Origin of the sequence: Stenotrophomonas sp. RIT-551 (genome assembly GCF_026241915.1) — a bacterium.
In the GTDB taxonomy this organism is placed as follows: domain Bacteria; phylum Pseudomonadota; class Gammaproteobacteria; order Xanthomonadales; family Xanthomonadaceae; genus Stenotrophomonas; species Stenotrophomonas bentonitica_A.
On record NZ_JAPJIU010000013.1, the window covers coordinates 78,986 to 103,010 of the forward strand.

The window sequence follows — 24,025 nt, forward strand, 5'->3', positions numbered from 1 at the left end:
CCCGGCTGCAGCCCGCGGCGCACCGCCATCGTCGATGGTCAGGTCGTCGAGGCCGATGGCCGGGTGCCGGTGGAATTCTCGTTGCCGCGTTGAGGCGTCCGGAGCCCCGCGACGGGGCTCTCCCCATTCATACAACGCCCTCACGCCATCTTTCCCGAATTAAGCAATTTTTCACACTTGCGTCACCTGCCGGAAACCTAGATTGGCGCCGTTGCCACCGTTCTGGTGTCGACTTATTGACATCTAGGTTTTCCCAGTCAGGAGAGAAGCTGTGAAACACCCGACCCAACGCCGCGACGACAGCCGCCGCAATACCCTGGCCCATTCCATTTCCACGATCCTGACCAGCGGCGCGCTGCTGCTGGTAGGGGCCATGGCGTCGTCCTCCGCGTTCGCGCAGGAGCAGGCGACCAACCTTGACCGGATCACCGTCACCGGGTCGAACATCCCCCGCACGAATACCGAAACCCCCTCCCCCGTCCAGGTGGTCACCCGCCAGGAAATCGACCGTACCGGCAAGACCACGGTCGCCGAGTATCTGCAGACCCTGACCGCGGACGGGTCAGGCTCCATTCCCAAGACCTTCGGCAACGGGTTTGCCGGCGGTGGCGCCGGCATCTCGCTGCGCGGCCTGGGCGCCGGCTCCACGCTGGTGCTGTTGAACGGCCGCCGCATGGCGACCTACGGCCTGGCCGATGACGGCCAGAAAGTCTTCACCGACCTGAGCACCATTCCGCTGGATGCGGTCGAGCGCATTGAAGTCCTGAAGGACGGCGCTTCTGCGATCTACGGTTCGGACGCCATCGCCGGCGTGGTCAACATCATCCTGCGCAGTGACTTCAACGGCGCCATCCTGCGCGCCTCTTACGGCCTGTCTGGCGACAGCGACGGCGATGCCAGGAAGGCCACCCTGACCGCCGGCACCGGCGACCTGGCCACCGATGGCTGGAACGCGTTCTTCAGTCTGGACGTGGGCAAGACCGACGCGATCAAGATCAGCGACCGCAAGAACCGCAAGTGGATCGGCACCGGTGATATCCGCCCGTGGGGCTATGGCAACAATGCCCAGTTCCTGGGTGGCGCCGCGCTTTCCGGTGGTACCCGTGGCGGTGTGGGTCCGAACGGTTCGGTGTTCGACGACCGTGCGGTGACGGATGACGACCCGGCCTTCCTCGTCGCGCTGCCGGGCTGCGCCGGCTTGACCACCATCCCCGGCCAGAACGATGTCACCGCCCAGCAGCAGGGCTGCCTGTGGGATCCGGCCCAGCTGTACCGTGACCTGACCCCGGAAGAGAAGTACGTCAACGTCTTTGGTCGCGCCAGCTTCGCCTTCGGCGAGGGCGGTGAGATCTACACCGAAATCGGCTACTCCAAGAAGGAAACCACCTTCAGCAACACGCCCTCCGGCGTTTCCGGTGGCTGGGGCTATCCCGGTGGCCCGGTCAACGCCAACAGCGGCGATGGCGCCACCGTGCTCAGCCCGACCCACCCGGACAACCCGATCCCCGGCCAGGCCTCGCGCCTGCGCTACTCGGCCTGGGATGTCGGCCCGCGTGTGACCGAGAACACCAACGAGTTCAACCGCTTCCTGGTCGGCGTCAAGGGCAACTGGGGCGAGTGGAGCTACGACACGGCCTACCTGCATTCGGGCACCGACCTGGTCAACAAGCGTACCGGCTTCCTGAACTACGACGCCGTGCGTTGCGTGCTCGGCAACCCGGCCTGCCCGGCAGGCGTGTGGCGCATCGGCGACAACGCGGGGCTGAACTCGCAGGCCCTGTATGACTACATCTCGCCGGACATCAGCGCCCGCGCCAAGTCCAGCCTGGACATGTTCGACTTCACCGTGTCGCGCAGCCTGGCCGACCTCAAGGGTGGCCCGCTGGGCCTGGCGCTGGGTACCGAATGGCGCAAGACCAGCAACAGCCTGACCCCGCAGACCTTCACCGACCAGGGCCAGATCATCGGCCTGGGCTACTCGGCCTACGACGGTACACAGAACGTGTACGCCGGCTATGTCGAGCTGTCCGCCCCGGTGCTGGAGCAGTTGGAACTGTCCGGCGCGGTCCGCTACGACAAGTATGAGAGCGGCGAAGGCAAGGCGACGCCGAAGGTCGGGATCAAGTGGACCCCGGCCGAATGGATCGCCGTCCGCGGCAGCTATGCCGAAGGCTTCCGTGCCCCCAACCCGGCCGAGAACGGCGACGGTGGCCTGGCCGCGTTCTCCAACGCTGCCGATCCCGTGCGCTGCCCCGACGGCAACCCGGCCCCGGGCGCAAACGGTGACGATTGCGGCGCACTGCCGGTCGCCATCATCACCCGCCCCAACGCCGACCTGAAGCCGGAAGAGTCCAAGAGCTACTCGGTGGGCCTGGTGCTGCAGCCGACCTCCAGCACCTCGATGACGGTCGACGCGTGGCAGATCAAGCGCACCAACGAAATCGCCCAGGGCAGCACGGCCGAAGCGATTGCCGCGGGCAATGTGCTGCGTGACAACAACCTGCTCAATGGCGTTCCGGGCACCGGCAGCATCCTGGCGGTCAATACGCAGTACATCAATGCGGCATCGACCCGCGTGCGCGGTATCGATACCGACATCCGCCAGACCTTCGACATCGGTCCGGGCCAGCTGGAGATGGACCTGCAGTGGAGCCACGTGCTCAAGTTCGAGCGTACCGATGCCGACGTGACCGTCGACTATGCCGGTACCCACGGCAACTGCGACGTCACCAACTGCATCGGCACCCCGAAGGACCGCATCAACTTCGGCACCACCTGGAAGCAGGGCCCGTGGAGCGTCAGCGGCGTGGCCAACTACATCTCCAAGATGGAGAACACCGACTTCCGCGGTCCGGACGGCTCGTATCAGTTCGCCTATGCCGACGGCACGGATGTCACCAAGATTTCCTCGTTCACCACCTTCGACCTGTCCGGTCGCTGGAACATCACCGAGGCCTTCGAACTGAATGCATCGGTGCAGAACCTGTTCGACCGCATCGCTCCGCTGGATCCGACCACCTACGGTGGCGTGAACTACAACCCGCTGCACTTCAGCGGTGCGATCGGCCGTTACTTCACCGTCGGTGCCAAGTACACCTTCGAATGAGGTAGCCGCACTTGGGGAACAAGGAGCCCGGGCAGTGCCCGGGCTTTTTGTTGCTCGGCCACGCGAGTTGCGCACATCGCAGGCAAAAAAAAGCCCCGCATCGCTGCGAGGCTTTTTTTCAAATCTTGGCGCCCGAAGTTGGACTCGAACCAACGACCCCCTGATTAACAGTCAAGTGCTCTAACCGGCTGAGCTATTCGGGCGGGGTGCGCATTGTAGCCCGTTTTTCGCGAGATGTAACCCGTCTGGCGACAACTATTTCACGCACGGTGATACGGATGATTGGCCAGCATGGCCGCAGCGCGGTACAGCTGTTCGGCCACGACCAGGCGCACCAGCATGTGCGGCAGCGTCAACGGCCCGATCGACCATTTCTCGTCGGCCATCGCCGACACCTCGGCCGAGTGGCCTTCCGGCCCGCCGATCAGGAACGCCAGGTCCCTGCCCTGCCCACGCCAATGCTCCAGGCGCTGGGCCAGCTGCTCGGAACTGAGTTGGCGGCCCGGCACATCGAGCGCGACCACATAGGCATTCTTCGGCAGCGCGGCGATCACCCGCTTGCCTTCGTCATCGGTCGCGCGGCGCGCATCGCGCCCCTTGCCACGCAGGCCGGGCTCGATCTCGACCAGCTCGAACGGCAGCCAGTGCGAGAGCCGCTTCTGGTACTCGGCAAACCCCTGCGCGACCCAGGATGGCGCGCGCTCGCCGGTGGCGATCAACCTGGCTTTCATCGGTGTCCTCCGCAGCTGCCGCAGGCGGCGCCGCAAAAGACAACGGCGCCATCGGCGCCGTTGTCGTGACCGGGCACGCTGCGATCAGCGTGCGTCGTAGTCGTCGTCCGCATCGTCGAGCAGCTCGATCGGCGGCTGGTCGCCCACGGTCCACAGGCGCTCGAGCGCGTAGAACTCGCGCACGCGCGGCAGCATCACGTGGACGATCACGTCGCCCAGGTCGACCAGCACCCATTCGGCTTCGCGCTCGCCTTCCACGCCCAGCGGCATCACACCCAGCTTCTTGGCGAACTTCACCACTTCATCGGCAATCGACTTGACGTGACGGCTGGAGGTGCCCGAGGCGATCACCATGTAATCGGCGACGCTGGAGCGGCCGATGACGTCGATCTCAACGAGATCCTTGGCCTTCAGTTCTTCGGTGGCCCCGCGCACGCACTCGAGCAGCTGCATGACGGAGGGCGCCGGATTGGGCAGTTGGACCTTGATGGTCTGGGGCTGGGCTTGGTTGCTCAAAGCGGGTCAACTCGATAAATGTGGGGCCGATTATACGGGGCGGCGGGGCCGCGCGTATTCACGACGGTGTTGCGCCGTACAGGCGGTGACCGAGGATGTAGTCGGCCACCGGCGCCGGCAGCAGCGCCTGCCAGGGACCGTCGGCCTGGATCTGCGCGCGTACGGCGGTGGCCGATTCCTCGCGCAACGGGGCCTGCAGACGCAGCAGGCGCCCGGCCGGGGCGGTGAACAGCGCGCGCTCGTGGCTGGCCCAGCGTCCTTCCAGGGCCTTGGCCAGGACCGGGTCGAGCGTGCCGGCCAGCGGACTGCCCGGGCGGTCGGCCACGATGAAATGCGCCAGCTCGAACAGCGCGCCCCACTCGTGCCAGCTGGGCAGGGCCAACAGGCTGTCGGCCCCCACCAGCCAGGCGATGGGCTGGCGCGGGCCCAGTTCGGCGCGCAGCTCGCGCAGGGTATCCACGGTGTAGGACGGTACGCCGGGCTGGCGCTCGGCGCGGTCCAGCTCGTGCCGGTCCAGCAGCAGGCCCGGTTCGTCGCCGACGGCCAGGGCCAGCATGGCCAGGCGCTGCGCGGCATCGGCGCCAGGGGCGGCGCGGTGCGGCGGATCGGCGGCCGGCAGCAGGCGCACGGCCACCTGCAGCTGGTCGCGCGCGGCGCGGGCAATGGCCAGGTGGCCCAGATGAACCGGGTCGAAGGTCCCGCCGTAATAGATGCGCAGCCCCATGGGCTCAGGCCCGGGCGAGCAGGCGCACGGCACGGGCTTCGGACACGGCGATCAACAGCCGCTCCAGCGCCAGCCAGGCATCGCCATCGGCGCGCCCCTTGGCGATGCGGTCCACCAGCCCGGCCTCGGCCACGAAGCGCTCCCAGCGCTTGACCTCGGGATGGCGCTGCAGGGCGCGCTTGAACGGCGCCTGCCGCGATTCCCAGATGCCGCGGCTCTTCATTTCCGCGGCCAGGTTGCCACCGCGCGCCTGCACCCGCGCCAGGCCGGCGGTGGAAAGCAGCTCGCGGATCACGATCGGGGTCAGGGCCGCCACGGCTTCACCTTCGGCACGCAACCCGGCGATCATGCGCAGTACCGCGGCAGGCTGGCCGGAGAAGGTCGCTTCCACCAGCCGGAACACGTCGTAGCGGGCCGCATCGGCCACCAGCGACTCCATCGTGTCCACGTCCAGCGTCTGGCCGTCGGCCAGCAAGGCCAGCTTGTCGATTTCCTGGGCGGCGGCCAGCAGATTGCCCTCCACCCGCTCGGCCAGGCGCTGCACGGCCTGCGGATCCGCGCGCAGGCCCTTGCCACGCAGGCGGCGCTCGATCCACTCGGTGAGTTCGTGCGGCTTGATCGCCCACGCCACCGAGATCACCCCGGCACGGCCCACCGCATCGGCCCACTTGGTCTGGTGGGCCTTGCTCCATTCGTTGCAGGTGATCAGCAGGATCACGTCCGGCGCCGGGTTGGCACAGAACTGGCTGATCACTTCAGCGCCTTCCTTGCCCGGCTTGCCGCTGGGCAGCCGCAGTTCCATCAGGCGCCGGGCACTGAACAGGCTGGGGGCGTTGAAGCTGGCGTCGAGCTGGTTCCAGTCGAAGTCACGGCCATCGGCATCGAACACTTCGCGTTCGTTGACGCCGTCGGCGCGAGCACGTGCACGCACGGCGTCGGCCGCTTCCAGCACGCGCAGTGTTTCCGGCCCGGCGATCAGATACACCGGAGCCAGCGGCTGGCTGGCCGGTTGGCTGGCAAGCTGTTCGGGACGAAGTTCCATCCGGGCAGGCCGATCCGCGGGCGGACCGGGCTCAGTGCCCCTGCGGCACGTCGGCCGGCACCGCCGGCGTGGCCGGGGTGGTGGCCGGCGTCGTGCCGGGCTTGGCCGGGGCACGGCCGTGCTCCAGCTCGGCACGGACCACGCTGTCGATGCGGCGCATGATCGAGGCCGACATTTCACGACGCAGTTCGTCGGCGAGGATCTCGCGCTCGGTGGTGGTACCGGTGGCGTCGGTCGGCGGCGACACGTAATCGCGCGAGAGCTCGATCACCTGCTGCGGCACCAGTTCGCTGCCGTCTTCGCGGCGGAAGATGAAGATCACCGCGTAGCGCAGGCTGTACTCCTGGGCACGGCCCTGGGCATCGATCGCGATCGGCAGATCGCCCCAACGCTCGGACAGCACCTGGAGCTGTGCGGCCGGTTCGGTGCTGTCGCTGTCGGCAATCTGCGCGCCCGAGGCCTGCAGGCCACGACGCAGCAGCTTGACCAGTTCGCTGTAGGGCGCGGTGGACACCACCTGCACCGCCGCCGTATCGGCTGGCAGCATCAGCTTGTTGCGCAGATGGAAGCCGCAGCCGGCGAGGGTTGCGGTCAGGACAAGGGCAAGCAGGAATCGGGTCATGGACACAGTCTGTAGGAGCCGGGCGGTCGCGGCAACAAGCAGTGATCGTGCCGGATGCCGCGTGAACAGGACTTGATACCGAGCGGCCTGCATGGCGCGTCCGGACCCTGCCCCTGGAGATCCGTGCCACCGGGCGCGCAGGCACCCGGTGGCACGACAGCATCAGCCCTGCGCAGCGGCCACGATGTTCACGATCTTGCCCGGCACGATGATGATCTTGCGCACGGTCAGACCTTCCAGGAACTTGGCCGCGTTCGGCTCGGCCAGGCCCAGCGCTTCGATCTGATCACGCGGGGCATCGGCAGCGACCTCGATGGTGCCGCGCAGCTTGCCGTTGACCTGCACTGCCAGCGTCACCGCGTCGCGCACCAGCGCGGCCGGATCGGCCTGCGGGAACGCCTGGTCTTCCAGCAGTTCCTCGGCGTGGCCCAGCACCTGCCACAGCGCATGGCTGGCATGCGGGGTGATCGGGTTGAGCAGCAGCACGGTGGCGCGCAGCGCTTCCTGGCGGACCGCACGGCCCTGCTCGCTGACGTCATCGAACTTGGCCAGCGCGTTCATCAGCTCCATCACCGCGGCGATGGCGGTGTTGAAGCTGTGGCGGCGGCCGTAGTCGTCGCCGACCTTGCCGATGGTTTCGTGGGTCTTGCGGCGCAGCGCCTTCTGCTCGGCGTTGAGCGCGGCCACGTCCAGCGCCGGGGCGGCACCGTCGGCGGCGTGCTTCTGCACCTGCGCCCACAAACGGCGCAGGAAGCGGGCCATGCCGTCCACGCCGGCTTCGTTCCACTCCAGCGACTGTTCCGGCGGCGCGGCGAACATCGAGAACAGGCGCACGGTGTCGGCACCGTACTTGCCCACCATCACCTGCGGGTCCACGCCGTTGTTCTTGGACTTGGACATCTTCTCGGTGCCACCGATCACCACCGGCTGGCCGTCGGCGATCAGGGTCGCGCCGACGATGCGGCCGCGCTCGTCGCGCTGCACATCCACGTCGGCCGGGTTGATCCAGTCCTTGGAGCCGTCCGGGTTCTGGCGGTAGTAGGTCTCGGCGATCACCATGCCCTGGCACAGCAGGTTCTGCGCCGGTTCGTTGCTGTCCACCATGCGCGCATCACGCAGCAGTTTGTGGAAGAAACGGAAGTACATCAGGTGCAGGATCGCGTGTTCGATGCCGCCGATGTACTGGTCCACCGGCAGCCAGTAGTTGCCGCGCTTGTCCACCGCGTCGCGGGCACCCGGGGAGGTGTAGCGCGCGTAGTACCAGCTCGACTCCATGAAGGTATCGAAGGTGTCGGTCTCGCGCTCGGCCGCGCCGCCGCAGTCCGGGCAGGTGGTCTTGCGCCATTCCGGATCGGCCTTGATCGGCGAACCGGTGCCGACGAAATTGACGTTCTCCGGCAGGACCACGGGCAGCTGCTCTTCCGGCACCGGCAAGGCGCCGCACTTCGGGCAGTAGATCACCGGGATCGGGCAGCCCCAGTAGCGCTGGCGGCTGACGCCCCAGTCGCGCAGGCGGTAGTTCACGCGGCGCTGGCCCTGGGCCTTGCGCTCGAAGCGCTCGGCCAGTGCTTCGAAGGCGCCCTGGAAATCCAGCCCGTCGAACTCTTCGGAGTTGACCAGTTCGGTGTCGCGGGTCTTGTCGCCATACCAGTCCTGCCAGCGCGTGGCGTCGTAAGCGCTTTCTTCCTTGCGCAGCGACTTCAACGCGATGACCTGGCGGATCGGCAGGCCGTACTTGTTGGCGAATTCGTTATCGCGCTGGTCATGGCCCGGAACGGCCATCACCGCGCCGGTGCCGTAGCCCATCAGCACGAAGTTGGCGACCCACACCGGCACCTGGGCGCCGGTGACCGGATGGATGGCGCGCAGGCCGGTATCCATCCCGCGCTTTTCCTGGGTTTCCAGTTCGGCTTCGGAGACGCCGCCCTGCTTCATCTCGGCCAGCAGCGCTGCCAGTGCCGGGTTGGACTTGGCCGCGTGCTGGGCCAGCGGATGCTCACCGGCGATGGACACGAAGGTCACGCCCATCACGGTGTCCGGACGGGTGGTGAACACGCGCAGCGGGTCCAGCGTGCTGCCGTCGGCATCGCGCACGTCGAACTGGATCTCCAGCCCTTCCGAGCGGCCGATCCAGTTGCGCTGCATGGTCTTGACCGAGTCGGGCCAGCCCGGCAGTTCATCCAGGCCGTCCAGCAGTTCCTGGGCGTAATCGGTGATGCGCAGGAACCACTGCGGGATCTCGCGCTTTTCCACCAGCGCGCCGGAACGCCAGCCGCGGCCGTCGATGACCTGCTCGTTCGCCAGCACGGTCTGATCGATCGGGTCCCAGTTCACCACCGCGTTGCGGCGGTAGGCCAGGCCCTTGCGCATCAGGCGGGTGAACATGCGCTGCTCGTGCACGTAGTACTCGGGCGTGCAGGTGGCGAACTCGCGCGACCAGTCGATCGCATAGCCCATGGCCTTGAACTGGCCACGCATGTGCTCGATGTTGGCGTAGGTCCACTTGGCCGGCGCGGTCTTGTTCTTGATCGCCGCATTCTCGGCCGGCAGACCGAACGCATCCCAGCCCATCGGCTGCAGCACGTTGTGGCCGGTCATCCGCTTGTAGCGGCTGATCACGTCACCGATCGTGTAATTGCGCACGTGGCCCATGTGCAGCGCACCGGACGGATACGGCAGCATCGAGAGGCAGTAGAACTTCGGCTTGTCCGAGGTCTCGGTGACCTCGAAGGCACGGGTGGCATCCCAGTACTGCTGGGCGGCGGATTCAACCTGCTGCGGATCGTAAACGTTGGGTTCGACGCTGGTCATAAAAACGCTAGTGCGGCGGCAAAGCGGCACAGGGTACCGCAGTGCGGCATAGGGCTCCAATCGAGGTGGCCCACCGCAGCGCCCAAACCCGTCATCTCATTGAATTGACTGGGGATTGGCCGAATACGTCATCGCCCTGCCCTGGCCCCGGCGCGGTGCCGGGGCGCAGCGGCAGGTGAACCGCGCTCAGGCACGGCGCGCGGCCGGGGCCAGCGGCAGTACCGCCACCAGCCAGACCAGCCACGCACCGAAGGCCACGCGCTGGGCCAGCGGTGCCGGCAGCAGGGCCTGCAGGGCGAACGCCGCCAGCAGCACGCCCAGCCCGCAGGCCAGGTGCAGCGCGCCCACGGCGCGCCACGCCGGCAGCCGCAGCGCGCCGATCCCGGACATCACCGCCCCGGGCACGAAGGCCAGCACCCAGACCATCCACGCGCTGGCGTGGTATTGGCTGGCCGGGTTGTCCAGGTCGCTGGTATCCAGCGGCAGCACGCCCATCGCGGTGAAGCCGACCCCGGCCAGCATCAGCAGCTGGGCGCCAACGCGCATCGACCACGGCGCCGTGCGCGGCACCCGCAGCAGCAGGCGCAGCGCCACCAGGCTGGCCAGCAGGCCGGGCAACGCGAACCCGACGATATTGAAGGCCAGCGCATGCGGCACCCCCATCGCGCCCAGCAGCGCCACCGGGTGGCCGATCGGATCGAACAGCGGCAGCGCCGCGCCGAAGCCCAGCACCGCGCCCACGAACAACACGGCGGCGGCAATGCCTATCGCCCCTTCCCAACGTTGGATTCCCTGCATGTTGCTCACCCGGCTGCGTTACAAGGCCCGTATTGTCGCCGCTTCCACGCCGATCCGCCGGCCGGGGTTGCGTCCGGCCGCGGCCGGCACCATACACTTGATCTCCAGTTTCCCGGTTGATTTGAAACCATGAGCGATCTGCCCCACGTCTTTGACGCCACCACCGAGACCTTCGAGACCGAGGTCCTGCAGAAGTCCCTGCAGACCCCCGTGCTGGTCGATTTCTGGGCCACCTGGTGCGGCCCCTGCAAGACCCTGGGCCCGATGCTGGAAAAGCTGGCGGGCGAATACCACGGTGCCTTCGAGCTGGCCAAGGTCGATGTCGACAAGGAACAGCAGATCGCGGCCGCGTTCCAGATCCGTTCGGTGCCCACCGTGTTCCTGGTCAAGGGCGGGCAGATCGTGGACGGCTTCCCCGGTGCGGTGCCGGAGGGTCAACTGCGCGAGTTCCTGACCCAGCATGGCGTGGTCCCGCTGGAGGCGGCCCCGGACGAAGAAGAAGCCCTCGAGGCGCCCCCGCTGGATCCGCAGGCCCAGGTCGACGTGCTGCGCGCGGCGATCGCCGCCGAGCCGGACAAGGAAGAACTCAAGCTCGACCTCGCCCTGGCCCTGCTGCAGACCGGCGCCACCGCCGAGGCCACCGCGCTGATCGATGCGCTGCCGGCCAATCTGTCCACCGATGACCGCGCCGTGCGCGCTCGTGCCCGCCTGGAGTTCGCCAGTGCGCTGCAGGAGGCGCCGGCCGCGGAGGTGCTGGACGCGCGCATTGCGGCCAACGGCGACGACCTGCAGGCCCGCCACCTGCGCGGCGTGCAGCTGCTGCTGTCCGGCCAGGACGCCGCTGCGCTGGAGCAGTTCCTGGACATGCTGCGCCGGGATCGCACCTATGACGACGGGCGTCCGCGCAAACTGCTGATCGATGCCTTCAAGGTGATCGAGGATGAAGATCTGGTCGGCCAGTACCGCCGCCGCATGGCGTCGCTGCTGTTCTGATCGCCGGCGGCCAGCGCCTCTCGGGGCGCTGGCCAGTCGAACCTGCCTATCCCAACTGGCAGCTTTGATGTGTGACGTGAATCACGTTCAGAAACCCTGCACGGCTCCCGGGCAATAATGCCGCCGCGGCCCACTGGAGGCTGCGATCCATCGGGGAGGATGAGGTCTGGGCCATGGCGGCCTACTTGGCTGCGCCCCGCCTTGCAGGGCCGTGAATGACCGTGAGATTGACCCGATTGCCCCGTTTCGCTTTGGCTGCCCGCCTTGTGGTGCTGGTGGCGTTGCTGATATCCGCCGCGCCGCTGCTGGCACAGGACTGGACCTACCGGGTGCGTCCCGGCGACACGATCTGGGACCTGAGTGCCCGCTACCTCAAGCCGTCCATCGCCTGGGAACAGCTGCAGTCGCATAACGGCATCGCCGATCCCTACCGCCTGCCCCCCGGCAGCCAGCTGCGCTTCCCGGTGGCCTGGCTGCAGGTGCAGCCCGCGCCGGCACGCGTGCTCGCCGTGCGCGGCCCGGTGCAGAGCCAGGCCGACGGCCAGCCCCGTCGCGATGTGATCGAAGGCGATCTGCTGCGGATCGGCCAGGAGCTGGTCACCGGCGAGGACGCCAGCGTCACCGTGGTGTTCGCCGATGATTCGCGTCTTCAGCTGCGCGAGCGCTCGCGCCTGCGCTTCGACCAGCTCTCGCGCTACGGGCACACCGGCATGGTCGATACCCGCCTGCGGCTGGAACAGGGCCGCGCCAGCAACCGGGTGACCCCTGCCAAGGGACCGGCCTCGCGCTACATCATCGATGCACCGACCGCGACCAGCAGCGTGCGCGGCACCGTGTTCCGGGTCAGCGCCGGCCAGGACGGCCGCGGCGCGGCGACCGAAGTGCTGGAAGGCCGGGTGCAGGTCGGCAACCGCCGTGGCCAGCGCCTGGTCAGCCGCGGCCAGGCCACCCGCAGCCCCTCGCTGGACACGCGCCCGGCCGGCCTGGAGGCGTTGCTGCCCGCACCCATGATGGCGACCCAGCCGCAGCGGCTCGCCACCCTGCCGGCTGCCGTGGCCTGGCAGCCGGTCAGCGATGCTGCCGGATACCGGGTCGAGGTGGTCCGCGCCGATCAACCCGAGGTGCTGCTGTTCGGGCGCGATACCGCTGCCACAACGCTCACCCTGCCCGACCTGCCGCCAGGCGAGCTGCGCCTGCTGGTACGGGCGGTCAGCGCAGCGCAGGTCGAAGGCCTGGACGCCAGGCAGGACTTCCTGGTGCGCGATCAGCCGGTCCCGCCGCTGACCGTGCGCCCGCTGCATGGGCAGACCCTCAACAGCGCGCGCCCGCGCTTCGAGTGGACCCGGGTGGCCGAGGCCGAGCGCACGGTGCTGCAGATCGCCCGCGATCCGCAGTTCCTCACTCTTCTGCTTGAACAGGACACCCGCGCCACCCACCTGCGTCCCATCCTGGATCTGGCCCCGGGGGACTATGTCTGGCGCGTGGCGTCGGTGGATCGCAACGGCGACCGCGGCCGCTTCGGCCACCCGCTGCCGCTGACCATCACCGACGAGCCGGTCGACCCGGCGCTGCAACCACCGGAAGCCGCCCAGGGCCAGCTGACCCTGCGCTGGCAGGCGGGCGAACCGGGCCAGCGCTATCGCGTGCAGCTGGACCGCCGCGGCGATTTCAGTGCGCCGCTGCTGGATCGCGAACTGGACCAGCCGGAGGTGTCGATCAAGCGCCCTTGGCGCGGCACCCTGCATGTGCGCGTGCAGTACATCGACGACGACGGTTACGCGGGGCCGTTCTCGCCGGCACAGCAGATCGCCCTGCCGTGCCGCACCTGCTACGCCACCGGGGGCAGTGCGCTGCTGTTGTGGCTGCTGCTGTGACGCCGCTGCATCTGCCCTGGCCCCACCGCCTCCTGCTGGCCGCGCTGGTCGGTGCGCTGGCGGTCGCGGCCAGTCACTGGCAATGGTTCTGGAAGCAGGACGAGGCGGTCTACGACGCCTACGTCGGCGGGTGGGAGTACACCCCCGACGCCCGCCTGCTGATCGTGGCGATCGACGACAACAGCCTGCAGCAGCTGGGCCAGTGGCCGTGGCCGCGCGGCACCCACGCGCGCCTGCTGGACCGGCTCACCGACGCCCGCGCCGAGCGCGTGGTGCTGGACCTGATGCTGTCCGAGCCGGACCGGCAGGACAGCTCCCAGGATGCCGAACTGGCCGCGGCGATCCGCCGCAACGGGAACGTGGTGCTGCCGGTACTGGCGGCCCCGGCCAGTGGCCCGCGCATGGCCGAGGAACTGCTGCCGATCCCGCTGATCGCCGCCAACGCGGCCAGCCTGGGGCACAGCGATATCGAAGTCGACGGCGATGGCGTGGCCCGTGGCCTGTACCTCACCGCCGGGATCGGCTCACCGCACTGGCCTGCACTGGGGCTGGCGCTGGCCGACACGCGCGGCCCGCTGCCGGGCCTGCATGACCCCCAGCCCGATCTGGCCTCGCCCTATCAATGGCGGCGCGACCACTATGTGCGCGTGCGCTACGCCGGCCCGCCCGAGCGCTTCCCTCAGGTTTCCTATGCCGACGTACTCAACGGCGAGGTTGATCCGGCCTTGCTGCGCGGGCGCCGGGTGCTGGTCGGAACGACCGCCAGCGGGATCGCGCCGCGCCTGCTGACGCCCACCACCCGCGAGCGCTGGATGAGTGGCAGCGAGTACCAGGCCAACGTCGCTTCGATGCTGCTGGCCGACAAGGTCATCAACCCGCTGCCGTCGGCATGGCAGAGCGCCCTCGCCGGGGTGCTGGTCGCGCTGTGCTGCCTGTTGTTGACGCTGCCGCGGGCATGGCTCACCGGCGTGCTCGCCCTCCCGCTGACGCTGCTGCTCAGCTTCGTGCTGCTGCGCGCGGGCAACCTGTGGTTCGCACCGGCTGCGGCCCTGACCGGCATGCTGGCCGTGCTGCTGGCCTGGACGCTGTGGCGGGTCAGTGCCTGGCGTCGCCAGGCCAACAGCGATGCGCTCACCGGGCTGGGCAACCGGCTGCGCTTCGAGCAGACCCTGCAGGCCGAGCACGACGCCGGTCGGCGCAGCGGGCGGCCGCTGAGCCTGGTGTTGATCGATGTGGATCACTTCAAGCGCCACAACGACGAGTTCGGTCACCAGGCCGGTGACACCGTGCTGCGCCGGATCGCCCAGGAGATCCGTGCGCACGCGCGCCGCCCGCGCGACATGGCCGCGCGCTTCGGCGGCGACGAGTTCGCGTTGATCCTGCCCGACACGACGCCGGAAGGTGCGGTGCAGGTGGTGCAGGACCTGGTCGCACGGGCGCAGGGGCTGGAGATTCCGGCCGGCCGCGGTGCGACCACCCATATCACCCTGAGCGCCGGCGTGTTCACCCGGGTGCCGACGCCGGGCACCGAACCGCGTCACTTCTTCGAAGGAGCCGATGCGGCGCTGTACCAGGCCAAGGCGGCCGGGCGGAACGGCTATGCGGCCGATGACGGCGGCCCGGGCTGAGCCCCGCCAAGCACCATACGCAAGCGAATGGTAGACTCCGATCACCTCCCCAGCGTGACGTGATCCGAATGAAGGCCGCTGTCTTCCGCCACGGCATCAACCTGTGGCCACCGTTCCTGTTCACCGGCATCCACGTGACCGATGTCAGCCCGGACTACCGCCATGTGCGCGTCGAGCTGCGCATGCGCCCGTGGAACCGCAACTACGTCGGCACCCACTTCGGTGGCAGCCTGTTCGCGATGACCGATCCGTTCTGGATGCTCACCGTGATGCAGAACCTGGGGCGCGATTACTACGTCTGGGACCGCGCCGGCGAGATCGAATTCCTCAAGCCGGGCCGCGGCACGGTGGTGGCCGAGTTCCGTCTGGACGAGCCACTGCTGGACCAGTTGCGCGCAGCCACCGCCGACGGCGGGAAATACCTGCACTGGTTCAGCAATGACATCGTCGATGCCCAGGGCGAGGTCATCGCGCGCGTGCGCAAGCAGGTCTACCTGCGCCTCAAGCCCGGGGCGCGCCAGCGCGCGGGGTGAACGACAGCGCGCTGCTATGCTCGCGCGCCGGCTCCACCCCACGGACGACCATGCGCCTGCCGCTTCTGATCACCCTGCTGCTCACCGCCCTGCCCGCCGTTGGCCAGGAACTTCGGATCCCGCCGGTCGCCTACCCGGTGCTGCCGGCCAGTGCCACCTCCGCGGCCGGCTTCGTGCCCGCCGGCTGGCGTATCGAGCAGCAGTTGAGCGGCGACCTCAACGGTGACAAGCGCGATGACCTGGTACTGGTGCTGCGCCAGCAGGACCCGCGCAACATCGTCGAACACGATGGCTTCGGGATCAGCCCGCTGGACAGCAATCCGCGCCTGCTTGCCATCGCCTGGGCCACGCAGGACGGCTACGCGCTCGCCGCGCAGAACCACACGCTGATCACCCGCCATGAGGCGCCGAACCTGTCCGACGTATTCGAGGACGGCGCGGGCGTCTCGATCGTGCGGGGCACCCTGCGCACCACCCTGTTCTTCTTTTCCAATGCCGGCAGCTGGTCCACCGGCTCGGCCAGCTTCACCTTCCGCTGGCAGGATGGCGCCTTCGCGCTGATCGGCTACGACCGCAGTTCGTTGATGCGCAACTCCGGGCAGACCGAAGACCTGAGCATCAATTACTCGACCCGCCGGGTGCGCCACGCCGAGGGCAGCACCGACGCCGACCGCGAAACGGTGCGTTGGGAAACGCTGACCTCACCGCGCCGTTGGACCCTGGAGACGGTGGGCGACGGCAGCAGCTTCGAACCGCTGGCGGACGCCGAGGGGCGCTGAACCGCCGCCGCACCGCGCGCGGTTCAACGTGCCGGTGCCTGCATCGGCACCTGCAGGGTCGGCCCGCCCTCGTCCCTCACCACGCGCCGGTCCACCTGCAGCCACAGGCCATCGTCGCTGAGCACCGGGGTGCGGGTGGGCGAACGCAGCGCCTCCGGCAACCTCTCAAGCGCCACGGATGCCTCGCCAGGCTGCTGGCGCAGCCAGCGCTGTGCCGCCACCAGGCGCAGCATCGCGGCGGCGTCCTGCGGGCGGCCCGCGTACTGCTGCATGTCCGGCCCGGGAAGATTGGCCAGGCTGCAGCCCAGCGGATTGGCGATGCACGCAAAGCGATCCTGCGCCGGCCCGGGAATCGGGGCGGGCGCATCGCGCGCTGCCACCAGCTCGGCACTGGCAGCGCACGCCCACGCGTAGCGCGGCGCCATGCGCGCCTGGGTACGGGGCACATCCAGCAGCAGGCGATTGCCCTTCGGGTCTCCGCTGGCCAGGCGCAACCCCGCCCCGGCCAGCGCGAACTCACCGCGCATCGCCATGCACAGGCTCTGCTCGCCGGACGTCATGGGTGTCAGCGCGGCCTCACAGGCCGCAGGCAGCGTCGCATCGGCGGGCAGTTCGACCAGGATGTCGGCCAGCAGCCGCGCGTTGGTCTCCACCACCGCCGCGCCGATCATGCTGGTGAGCAGCGTATCGCCCTGCCCCGTCATCCGGCGCCCACTGAGGATGTCCGCACACGCACCAGCGAGTGCGGCGCCACTGTCGCCACGCACGTGGGCAAGCGCATGCGCCGATACCGGGTCGAGCATCGGGTGGAAGACCGGCAGCGGCACCATCGGGTCGGTATCGAACGGCATGAACGGGGAGACGAAGTGCCCATGGCCGGCAATCGCGGCCACGCGCTGGTGAAGCGCATCATGACCGGCATGCGCGGCGGCGAAACGCTCCGGGTCGGCGCGCACCGCCGCAAGACAGCCCATGCCCCGTCGGCCACACCGCGCCAGCGCGGGCAGCGGCGTAGCGGGGTAGCGTCCTTCCGCGCTGGAGTCCACCGGCCGCTGGCCGGGCGTGCCGGTGCGCCAACGCTCCACATCCTGCGCCAGCACCGCTTCGCGTGCGTTGGCATCCAGTCCGTCGTAGCGCAGGGTCCACAACGCGGAGAAGCCGTTGCCGCCGTTCGTGGGCACGGGCGCCTGCAGCAGCCGCATCGCCTCGCGCTGCTCAACCGGCAGCGGCCAGAACCGCGAGGCCGCCCAGACCACCGCGACCGCCACCATCAGGCTCAGGATCGAGATGCCCACCCATTTCAGTCCATTCTTCAACACAGCATTCTCCCCGTACCCGCGTCCTGCGGGGACGGGCAGCGTAAACCGGGCATCGCCACCGCTACAATGCGCGGATGTCGCCCGAAGCCCCCCAACTCGTTCCGCGTCCCTCCCTGCAGCGCCTGTTCCTGACCGGCCTGCTGACCCTGCTGCCGATCTGGCTGACCTGGGTGGTGGTCAAATTCGTGTTCGTGCTGCTCTCGGGCATTTCCAGCCCGCTGGTGGTGCCGTTGTCCGAGCAGATCGCTGCCTCCTTCCCGCATTACCTGGGCTGGATCAAGGTCGAGTGGATGCAGGACATCATCGCCCTGGCCGCCACGTTGCTGGTGATCCTCTCGGTGGGTGTGCTCAGCCGCCGCGTGATCGGCCAGCGCCTGCTGCGCTGGTTCGGCGCGGTGATCAAACGCATCCCGTTGGCCAGCATCATCTATGACAGCGCCAAGAAACTGCTGGACATGCTGCAGACCGAACCGGGCAGCACGCAGCGCGTGGTGCTGATCGATTTCCCGCACCGGGACATGAAGTCGGTCGGGCTGGTCACGCGGGTGATGAAGGAAGAAGGCAGTGGGCGCGAGCTGGCGGCAGTGTACGTGCCGACCACCCCCAATCCGACCTCGGGCTATCTGGAAATCGTGCCGGTCGAGCTGCTGACCCCGACCGACTGGACCGTGGACCAGGCGATGAGCTTCATCATCTCCGGCGGTGCGGTCGCGCCGGAAACCATGCCGTTCACCCGCGCCGGCGATCGTTGAGCGTGGCGGCAGCCTCGCGCTGCCGCAGCTGACCGCGCGCCGTACATGACAAAGCTGACCGGGGGCCGATGCTGGCCGTACGCAGGCGAATCGGGCAAGCTCCCTCGTCTGTGCGTTTACGGAAACAGCCGATGCCCCACCCCGCCCGCGCCCTGGCGCTTGCCATCGCCGTACTGATGGCCTTCAGTGCCGCCGCTCCGGCCGAAGCCGCCAAGAAAAAGGCCACCCGGCCCGCCGCGGCCCAGTCCCGGCCCGCCGCCAAGCCCAAGGCCAAGCCGCGTGCACGCCCGGCCGCCGCCCCTGCCCGCCAGCCGCTGGTACGCCAGCAGAGCAAGGCCGCGCAGCTGGACCGGATCTACGATGAGTACTGGGATGCCTCGATGCGGCTCAACCCGCTGCAGGCCACTTTCCAGGGCGACAGCCGCCACAACGATCAACTCCCCAACATCCTCTCGGCCGCGTACCGCCAGCAGTCGCATGATTTCACCGTGGAATGGCTGGGCAAGGTCGAGAAGATCGGCCCGGATGGCCTGACCGGCCAGGACCTGCTGAGCTATGAAATCTTCGTGCGCGATGCGCGCATGTCGCTGGCGGCCGAACAGTTCCCGGGCTGGATGCTGCCGGTAAGCCAGTACTACAACCTCGGCAGCATCATGGCCATTCTCGGCTCCGGCTCCGGCGCCCAGCCGTTCAACACGGTGCAGGATTACGACGGCTGGTCGCGCCGTTCGCTGGGCATCCCCGCACTGTTCGAACAGGCCATCGCCAACATGCGCCAGGGCATGGCTGCCGGCGTGGTGCAGCCGCGCGACCTGATGGAAAAAGTGCTGCCGCAGCTGGATGCGGTGATCAAGCCGACCGCCGAGGAAAGCATCTTCTGGGCGCCGGTGCGCAATCTGCCCGAGGATTTGCCCGAGGCTGACAAGGCGCGCATCACGGCCGAGTACAAGCGCATGATCGAGTTGCGCATCATGCCGTCCTACCGCGCCCTGCGCGGCTTCATCGCCACCGAGTACCTGCCCGCCGCGCGCAGCAGCGATGGCCTGGCCGGCCTGCCCGGCGGCAAGGCCTGGTATGCGCAGACCATCGTGCAGAGCACGGCCTCCACGCTGACGCCCGAGCAGATCCACGCACTGGCCGAACAGCGCGTGGCCTCGCTGCAGGCACAGATCGCCACGATCATGAAAGACAACCGGATCCGCGGCTCGCAGCAGAAGCTGCTGCGCACGATGCGCACCGACCGCGATTTCCAGTACGCCAACGCCGATGCACTGATCAACCGCTACAAGCAGCTGCAGAGCCAGGTCAATGCGCGCCTGCCGACCCTGCTCGGCACGCTGCCCAAGGCGCCGATGGAGATCCGCGCGGTGGAGCCCGAGCGTGCCGCCACCGCCGGCGCGGTGAGCTACCAGCAGCCGCTGCCGGACGGCATGCGCCCGGGCGTGCTGTACATCAACACCGGCGACCTGCCGAGCCGCCGCCGCTGGGCCGCACCGATGCAGTTCCTGCACGAAGGCATTCCCGGCCACCACGTGCAGCTGGGCCTGCAGCAGGAGCTGGACAAGCTGCCGCGTTTCCGTCGCCTGGGCGGCGATATCGCCTTCGTGGAAGGCTGGGGCCTGTACGCCGAGTCGCTGGGTGAGCAGTTGGGCGTCTATCAGGACCCGTACGAACGCATCGGCTATCTCCAGGCCGCATTGACCCGCGCCGCACGCATGGCCGCCGACACCGGCGTGCACGCGCAGGGCTGGAGCAAGCGCCAGGCCGTGGACTACCTGGTCAAGACCGCGGACATGAGTGCCAGCGATGCCAACGCCGAAGTCGAGCGCTTCATGGCCCTGCCCGGGCAGACCCTGGCCAACGGCCTGGGCGAGCTGAAGATGATGGGGCTGCGCGACAAGGCCAAGGCGGCACTGGGGCCGCGTTTCGATGCACGTCGCTTCCATGAGGAAGTGCTGCGCGATGGTTCGATGCCGCTGGATATCCTGGAGGCCAAGATCGCCCGCTGGATCGCCAGCCAGAACGGTGCGGCAACGCCCGCGCCCTGATCGCAGAAGGAACCGGACATGCACATCGTGCGGCATCTACGTGGGTGGATCGGCGCGATGTGCATCGCCGGCAGCGGATCAGTGATGGCCGCGCCGGTGCTGACGCCGCCGGATCCGGGCATCGATGCCCTGATGCAGCGCTACGACGGCCAGGTGCCGGGCGCGGCGGTGCTGGTCCTGCACGATGGCAAACCGGTGTTCCAACGCGGCTACGGGCTGGCGGTGCTGGAAGATCGCACCGCCGTGACCGCACGGACCAACTTCCGGCTGGCCTCGCTCAGCAAGCAGTTCACCGCCGCGGCGATCCTGCTGCTGGCCGAGGACGGCGCGCTGACCCTGGATGATCCGCTGAAGCGCTGGTTGCCCTCGTTGCCGGCCGCCGCCGATGCGATCACCCTGCGCCAGCTGCTCAGCCACACCAGCGGCCTGCTCGACTACGAAGACCTGATGGCCGCCGACGCGACCGCGCAGGTGCATGACCAGGATGTGCTGCATCTGCTGGAGGCTCAGGACCGGACGTACTTCACACCCGGCACGGCCTACCGCTACAGCAACAGCGGCTACGCGCTGCTGGCGCTGGTGGTCGGCAAGGCCTCCGGCAGCGATTTCGCGACCTTCCTGCGCCAGCGGATTTTCCTGCCGCTGGGCATGCGCGACAGCGTGGCCCATCAGGACGGGGTGGACGATATCGCCCGTCGCGCCTACGGCTACAGCGAGGTCGACGGGCGCTGGCAGCGCACCGACCAGAGCCTGACGAGTGCAGTGCTCGGGGATGGCGGCATCTATTCCTCGGTGGACGATCTGGCCCGGTGGGATGCCGCGCTGTATGACCAGCGGCTGCTGAAAGCGACATCGCTGACGCAGATGTTCTCCCCTGCCACGCCCACCGCCGAACCGGACGTGCCGTTCTACGGCTTCGGTTGGCGCCTCAACGGCCGCGCACACTGGCACAGCGGCGAGAGCATCGGTTTCCGCAACGTGATCCTGCGCTACCCGGCGCAGCGCCTCACCGTGATCGTGCTCAGCAACCGCAACGCACCCGAACCCTATCCGCTGGCGCTGCAGATCGCCCGGCGCTGGCTGGACACCCTGCAATGAACGCTTTGGACACCTCGCCGCTGACCGGCATCCACCACGTGGCCCTGATCGCCTCGGATTACGCCCGCTCGAAGGATTTCTATACCCGCGTGCTCGGTTTGCGGGTGATCGCCGAGAACTACCGCGCGGCGCGCGACTCCTGGAAGCTCGACCTGGCCCTGCCCGACGGCAGCCAGCTGGAGCTGTTCTCGTTCCCGGGGGCGCCGCCGCGCCCCAGCCGCCCCGAGGCCCAGGGCCTGCGCCACCTGGCCTTCCGCGTGCACCTGCTGGAGCCCATGATCGAACGCCTGGCCGCGGCCGGGGTGGCCTGCGAGCCGATCCGGGTGGACGAGTACACCGGGCGCCGGTTCACCTTCTTCGCCGATCCCGACGACCTGCCGCTGGAGCTGTACGAGATCCCGGCCGACGCCGGCTGAACCGTGCGCCGGGCACGTTCCGTACCGGAGCGAATGGGTATACAGTCGGCCTTGTACCGGCCGCCTGCGCCGGCGTTCACGGACATCCCTGGGAGGGGAACATGCGCAAGACCTTCAAGACCCTGTTGCTGGCGTTGCCGCTGATGATGGCCGCCCTGTCGGCCAGCGCCGCCGATGGCGCCGTCGGCCGCTGGAAGACCATCGATGACAAGACCGGCAAGGTGAAGTCGATCGTGGAGATCACCCAGGCCACCAACGGCACCCTGACCGGCAAGGTCGTGGACATCCTGCACTCGGACAAGGGCCCCAACCCGGTCTGCGATGGCTGCGAGGGCGCCAACAAGAACAAGCCGGTCAAGGGCATGACCATCCTGTGGAACCTCAAGGCCGATGGCGCCAACGCCTGGTCCGGCGGCACCATCCTGGACCCGGGCAACGGCAAGACCTACAAGTCCAAGATGAAGCTGCAGACCGGTGGCGCCAAGCTGGACGTGTCCGGCTGCGTGGCCTTCATCTGCCGCGCCCAGACCTGGGTGCGCGAGTAAGCCCCGCGCAGGTTCCAGCCCCGGTAACCCGGCTTCGGCCGGGTTACTGCGTTTTGGCATGCGATAATCCCCGGTTCCCCTGGCAACAGCGCTCACCATGACCCGCACCGCTCTCGTCACCACCGCCCTGCCCTACGCCAACGGCCCGCTGCACCTGGGCCACCTGGTCGGCTACATCCAGGCTGACATCTGGGTGCGCGCGCGTCGAATGAGCGGCGGCAAGACCTGGTTCGTCTGCGCCGATGACACCCATGGCACCCCGATCATGCTCGCGGCCGAAAAGGCCGGCGTGACCCCGGAAGCCTTCATCGCCAGCATCCAGGCCAGCCATGAGCGCGATTTCGCCGCGTTCGGCGTCGCGTTCGATCATTACGACTCGACCAACTCGGCGGCCAACAAGGCGCTGACCGAAGCCTTCTACCTCAAGCTCGAGGCGGAAGGCCACATCGCGCGCCGCTCCGTGGCCCAGTTCTACGACCCGGCCAAGGGCATGTTCCTGCCGGACCGCTACATCAAGGGCATCTGCCCGAACTGTGGCACCCCGGACCAGTACGGCGACAACTGCGAAGTCTGCGGCGCCACCTACAGCCCGACCGACCTGAAAGACCCGAAATCGGTGATCTCCGGCGCGACGCCGGAAATCCGCGATTCGGAGCATTTCTTCTTCGAGGTCGGCCGCTTCGAAAGCTTCCTGCGCGAGTGGCTGGCCGGCGACGTCGCCCTGCCGGGCGTGAAGGCCAAGCTGGGTGAGTGGCTCAATGCCGACGGTGGCCTGCGCGCGTGGGACATCTCGCGCGATGCGCCGTACTTCGGCTTCCAGATCCCCGGCCACCCGGGCAAGTACTTCTATGTCTGGCTGGATGCGCCGATCGGCTATCTGTCCAGCTTCCAGACGCTGTGCGCGAAGACCGGCGAAGACTTCGAGGCGCACCTGCGCGCGGGCACCAGCACCGAGCTGCACCACTTCATCGGCAAGGACATCGTGAACTTCCACGGCCTGTTCTGGCCGGCGGTGCTGCACGGCACCGGCCACCGCGCCCCGACCCGCCTGCACGTCAACGGCTACCTGACCGTGGATGGCGCGAAGATGTCCAAGTCGCGCGGCACCTTCGTGATGGCGCGCACCTTCCTGGATGCCGGGCTGGAACCGGAAGCGCTGCGCTATTACTTCGCGGCCAAGTCCTCCGGCGGCGTGGACGATCTCGACCTGAACCTGGGCGACTTCATCGCGCGCGTCAACGCGGATCTGGTCGGCAAGTTCGTCAACCTGGCCAGCCGCTGCGCGGGCTTCATCAGCAAGCGCTTCGAGGGCCGCCTGGCCGCTGCGCTGCCCGATGCCGCCCAGTACGACCGCTTCGTCGCCGCGCTGGCGCCGATCCGCGAGGCGTACGAGCGCAACGATCCGGCCAGTGCACTGCGCCAGACCATGGCGTTGGCCGATGAAGCCAACCGCTACATCGACGATGAAAAGCCGTGGGTGATCGCCAAGCAGGACGGCGCCGATGCGCAGCTGCAGTCGGTCTGCACCCAGGGCCTGAACCTGTTCCGCGTGCTGGTTACCGCGCTCAAGCCGGTGCTGCCGGCCACCGCCGCGCAGGCCGAGGCCTTCCTGGCCGCGCCGGTGCAGGCCTGGACCGACATCGCCACTCCGCTGACCGCGCACACCATCGCGGTGTACGAGCCCCTGTTC

The 24,025-nt window shown here is 68.4% G+C and carries 21 protein-coding genes and 1 tRNA gene; 13 read left to right on the top strand and 9 right to left on the bottom strand.

What is annotated here, in order from left to right:
- Positions 1–271: 271 nt before the first annotated feature.
- Positions 272–3,106, top strand: coding sequence for a TonB-dependent receptor (locus ORK51_RS14680; protein WP_266085409.1), 2,835 nt, complete (start codon positions 272–274; stop codon positions 3,104–3,106).
- A 126-nt stretch (positions 3,107–3,232) separates the two neighbouring features.
- Here the strand turns inward: ORK51_RS14680 and ORK51_RS14685 are convergent.
- The 8 genes from ORK51_RS14685 to ORK51_RS14720 form a co-directional block, all read right to left on the bottom strand.
- Positions 3,233–3,309 (bottom strand) — tRNA-Asn (locus ORK51_RS14685).
- A 57-nt stretch (positions 3,310–3,366) separates the two neighbouring features.
- Entirely contained in the window at positions 3,367–3,837 is a 471-nt protein-coding gene (gene rlmH, locus ORK51_RS14690) for a 23S rRNA (pseudouridine(1915)-N(3))-methyltransferase RlmH (protein ID WP_019183383.1), read from the bottom strand.
- An 84-nt stretch (positions 3,838–3,921) separates the two neighbouring features.
- A complete protein-coding gene (gene rsfS, locus ORK51_RS14695) occupies positions 3,922–4,290 on the bottom strand; it encodes a ribosome silencing factor (RefSeq protein WP_087947504.1) in 369 nt (122 codons plus the stop codon).
- Positions 4,291–4,411: 121 nt separating this feature from the next.
- Positions 4,412–5,077 carry a nicotinate-nucleotide adenylyltransferase gene (gene nadD / locus ORK51_RS14700; RefSeq protein WP_266085412.1) on the bottom strand — a complete coding sequence of 222 codons (666 nt, stop codon included), beginning with the start codon at positions 5,075–5,077 and terminating at the stop codon, positions 4,412–4,414.
- A gap of 4 nt (positions 5,078–5,081) precedes the next feature.
- A complete protein-coding gene (holA, locus tag ORK51_RS14705) occupies positions 5,082–6,119 on the bottom strand; it encodes a DNA polymerase III subunit delta (protein ID WP_070425626.1) in 1,038 nt (345 codons plus the stop codon).
- A 31-nt stretch (positions 6,120–6,150) separates the two neighbouring features.
- On the bottom strand, positions 6,151–6,741 hold the full coding sequence (locus tag ORK51_RS14710; RefSeq protein WP_019183387.1) for an LPS-assembly lipoprotein LptE: 591 nt from the start codon (positions 6,739–6,741) through the stop codon (positions 6,151–6,153).
- A gap of 162 nt (positions 6,742–6,903) precedes the next feature.
- Positions 6,904–9,552, bottom strand: coding sequence for a leucine--tRNA ligase (leuS, locus tag ORK51_RS14715; RefSeq protein ID WP_019183388.1), 2,649 nt, complete (start codon positions 9,550–9,552; stop codon positions 6,904–6,906).
- Positions 9,553–9,738: 186 nt separating this feature from the next.
- A complete protein-coding gene (locus ORK51_RS14720; RefSeq protein ID WP_266085416.1) occupies positions 9,739–10,350 on the bottom strand; it encodes a DUF998 domain-containing protein in 612 nt (203 codons plus the stop codon).
- Between ORK51_RS14720 and ORK51_RS14725 the strand changes: the two genes are divergently transcribed.
- From ORK51_RS14725 to ORK51_RS14750, 6 genes are all read left to right on the top strand, one after another.
- Positions 10,349–10,483: a hypothetical protein gene (locus tag ORK51_RS14725; RefSeq protein WP_266085418.1), complete on the top strand. Its 135-nt coding sequence runs from the start codon at positions 10,349–10,351 to the stop codon at positions 10,481–10,483. The two genes, ORK51_RS14720 and ORK51_RS14725, sit on opposite strands and share 2 nt — an antisense overlap.
- Complete coding sequence (trxA, locus tag ORK51_RS14730) at positions 10,480–11,343, top strand: thioredoxin (protein WP_266085420.1); 864 nt, start codon at positions 10,480–10,482, stop codon at positions 11,341–11,343. The genes ORK51_RS14725 and trxA overlap by 4 nt, the downstream gene beginning before the upstream one ends.
- Before the next feature lie 215 nt (positions 11,344–11,558).
- Positions 11,559–13,217 carry a FecR family protein gene (locus tag ORK51_RS14735; RefSeq protein WP_323054098.1) on the top strand — a complete coding sequence of 553 codons (1,659 nt, stop codon included), beginning with the start codon at positions 11,559–11,561 and terminating at the stop codon, positions 13,215–13,217.
- Positions 13,214–14,845 (top strand): CHASE2 domain-containing protein, encoded by a 1,632-nt coding sequence (locus ORK51_RS14740; RefSeq protein ID WP_266085424.1) that lies wholly within the window; start codon positions 13,214–13,216, stop codon positions 14,843–14,845. The genes ORK51_RS14735 and ORK51_RS14740 overlap by 4 nt, the downstream gene beginning before the upstream one ends.
- Positions 14,846–14,913: 68 nt before the next feature.
- Entirely contained in the window at positions 14,914–15,378 is a 465-nt protein-coding gene (locus ORK51_RS14745) for a DUF4442 domain-containing protein (RefSeq protein ID WP_266085426.1), read from the top strand.
- Between the two features lie 50 nt (positions 15,379–15,428).
- A complete protein-coding gene (locus ORK51_RS14750) occupies positions 15,429–16,157 on the top strand; it encodes a hypothetical protein (protein WP_266085428.1) in 729 nt (242 codons plus the stop codon).
- 23 nt (positions 16,158–16,180) lie between these two features.
- Here the strand turns inward: ORK51_RS14750 and ORK51_RS14755 are convergent, their stop codons facing one another.
- Complete coding sequence (locus tag ORK51_RS14755) at positions 16,181–17,473, bottom strand: hypothetical protein (RefSeq protein WP_266085430.1); 1,293 nt, start codon at positions 17,471–17,473, stop codon at positions 16,181–16,183.
- A 77-nt stretch (positions 17,474–17,550) separates the two neighbouring features.
- On the opposite strand from ORK51_RS14755, the gene ORK51_RS14760 reads away from it, so the two are divergent.
- The 6 genes from ORK51_RS14760 to metG form a co-directional block, all read left to right on the top strand.
- Positions 17,551–18,228 carry a DUF502 domain-containing protein gene (locus ORK51_RS14760; protein WP_070425632.1) on the top strand — a complete coding sequence of 226 codons (678 nt, stop codon included), beginning with the start codon at positions 17,551–17,553 and terminating at the stop codon, positions 18,226–18,228.
- 131 nt (positions 18,229–18,359) lie between these two features.
- On the top strand, positions 18,360–20,276 hold the full coding sequence (locus ORK51_RS14765; protein WP_266085433.1) for a DUF885 domain-containing protein: 1,917 nt from the start codon (positions 18,360–18,362) through the stop codon (positions 20,274–20,276).
- A 57-nt stretch (positions 20,277–20,333) separates the two neighbouring features.
- A complete protein-coding gene (locus tag ORK51_RS14770; RefSeq protein ID WP_429000685.1) occupies positions 20,334–21,374 on the top strand; it encodes a serine hydrolase domain-containing protein in 1,041 nt (346 codons plus the stop codon).
- Positions 21,371–21,790 (top strand): SMU1112c/YaeR family gloxylase I-like metalloprotein, encoded by a 420-nt coding sequence (gene gloA2 / locus ORK51_RS14775; RefSeq protein ID WP_026069813.1) that lies wholly within the window; start codon positions 21,371–21,373, stop codon positions 21,788–21,790. The genes ORK51_RS14770 and gloA2 overlap by 4 nt, the downstream gene beginning before the upstream one ends.
- Before the next feature lie 101 nt (positions 21,791–21,891).
- Entirely contained in the window at positions 21,892–22,335 is a 444-nt protein-coding gene (locus ORK51_RS14780) for a DUF2147 domain-containing protein (RefSeq protein ID WP_266085437.1), read from the top strand.
- Positions 22,336–22,432: 97 nt separating this feature from the next.
- A partial coding sequence (metG, locus tag ORK51_RS14785; protein WP_266085439.1) for a methionine--tRNA ligase occupies positions 22,433–24,025 on the top strand: 1,593 nt, incomplete at its 3' end.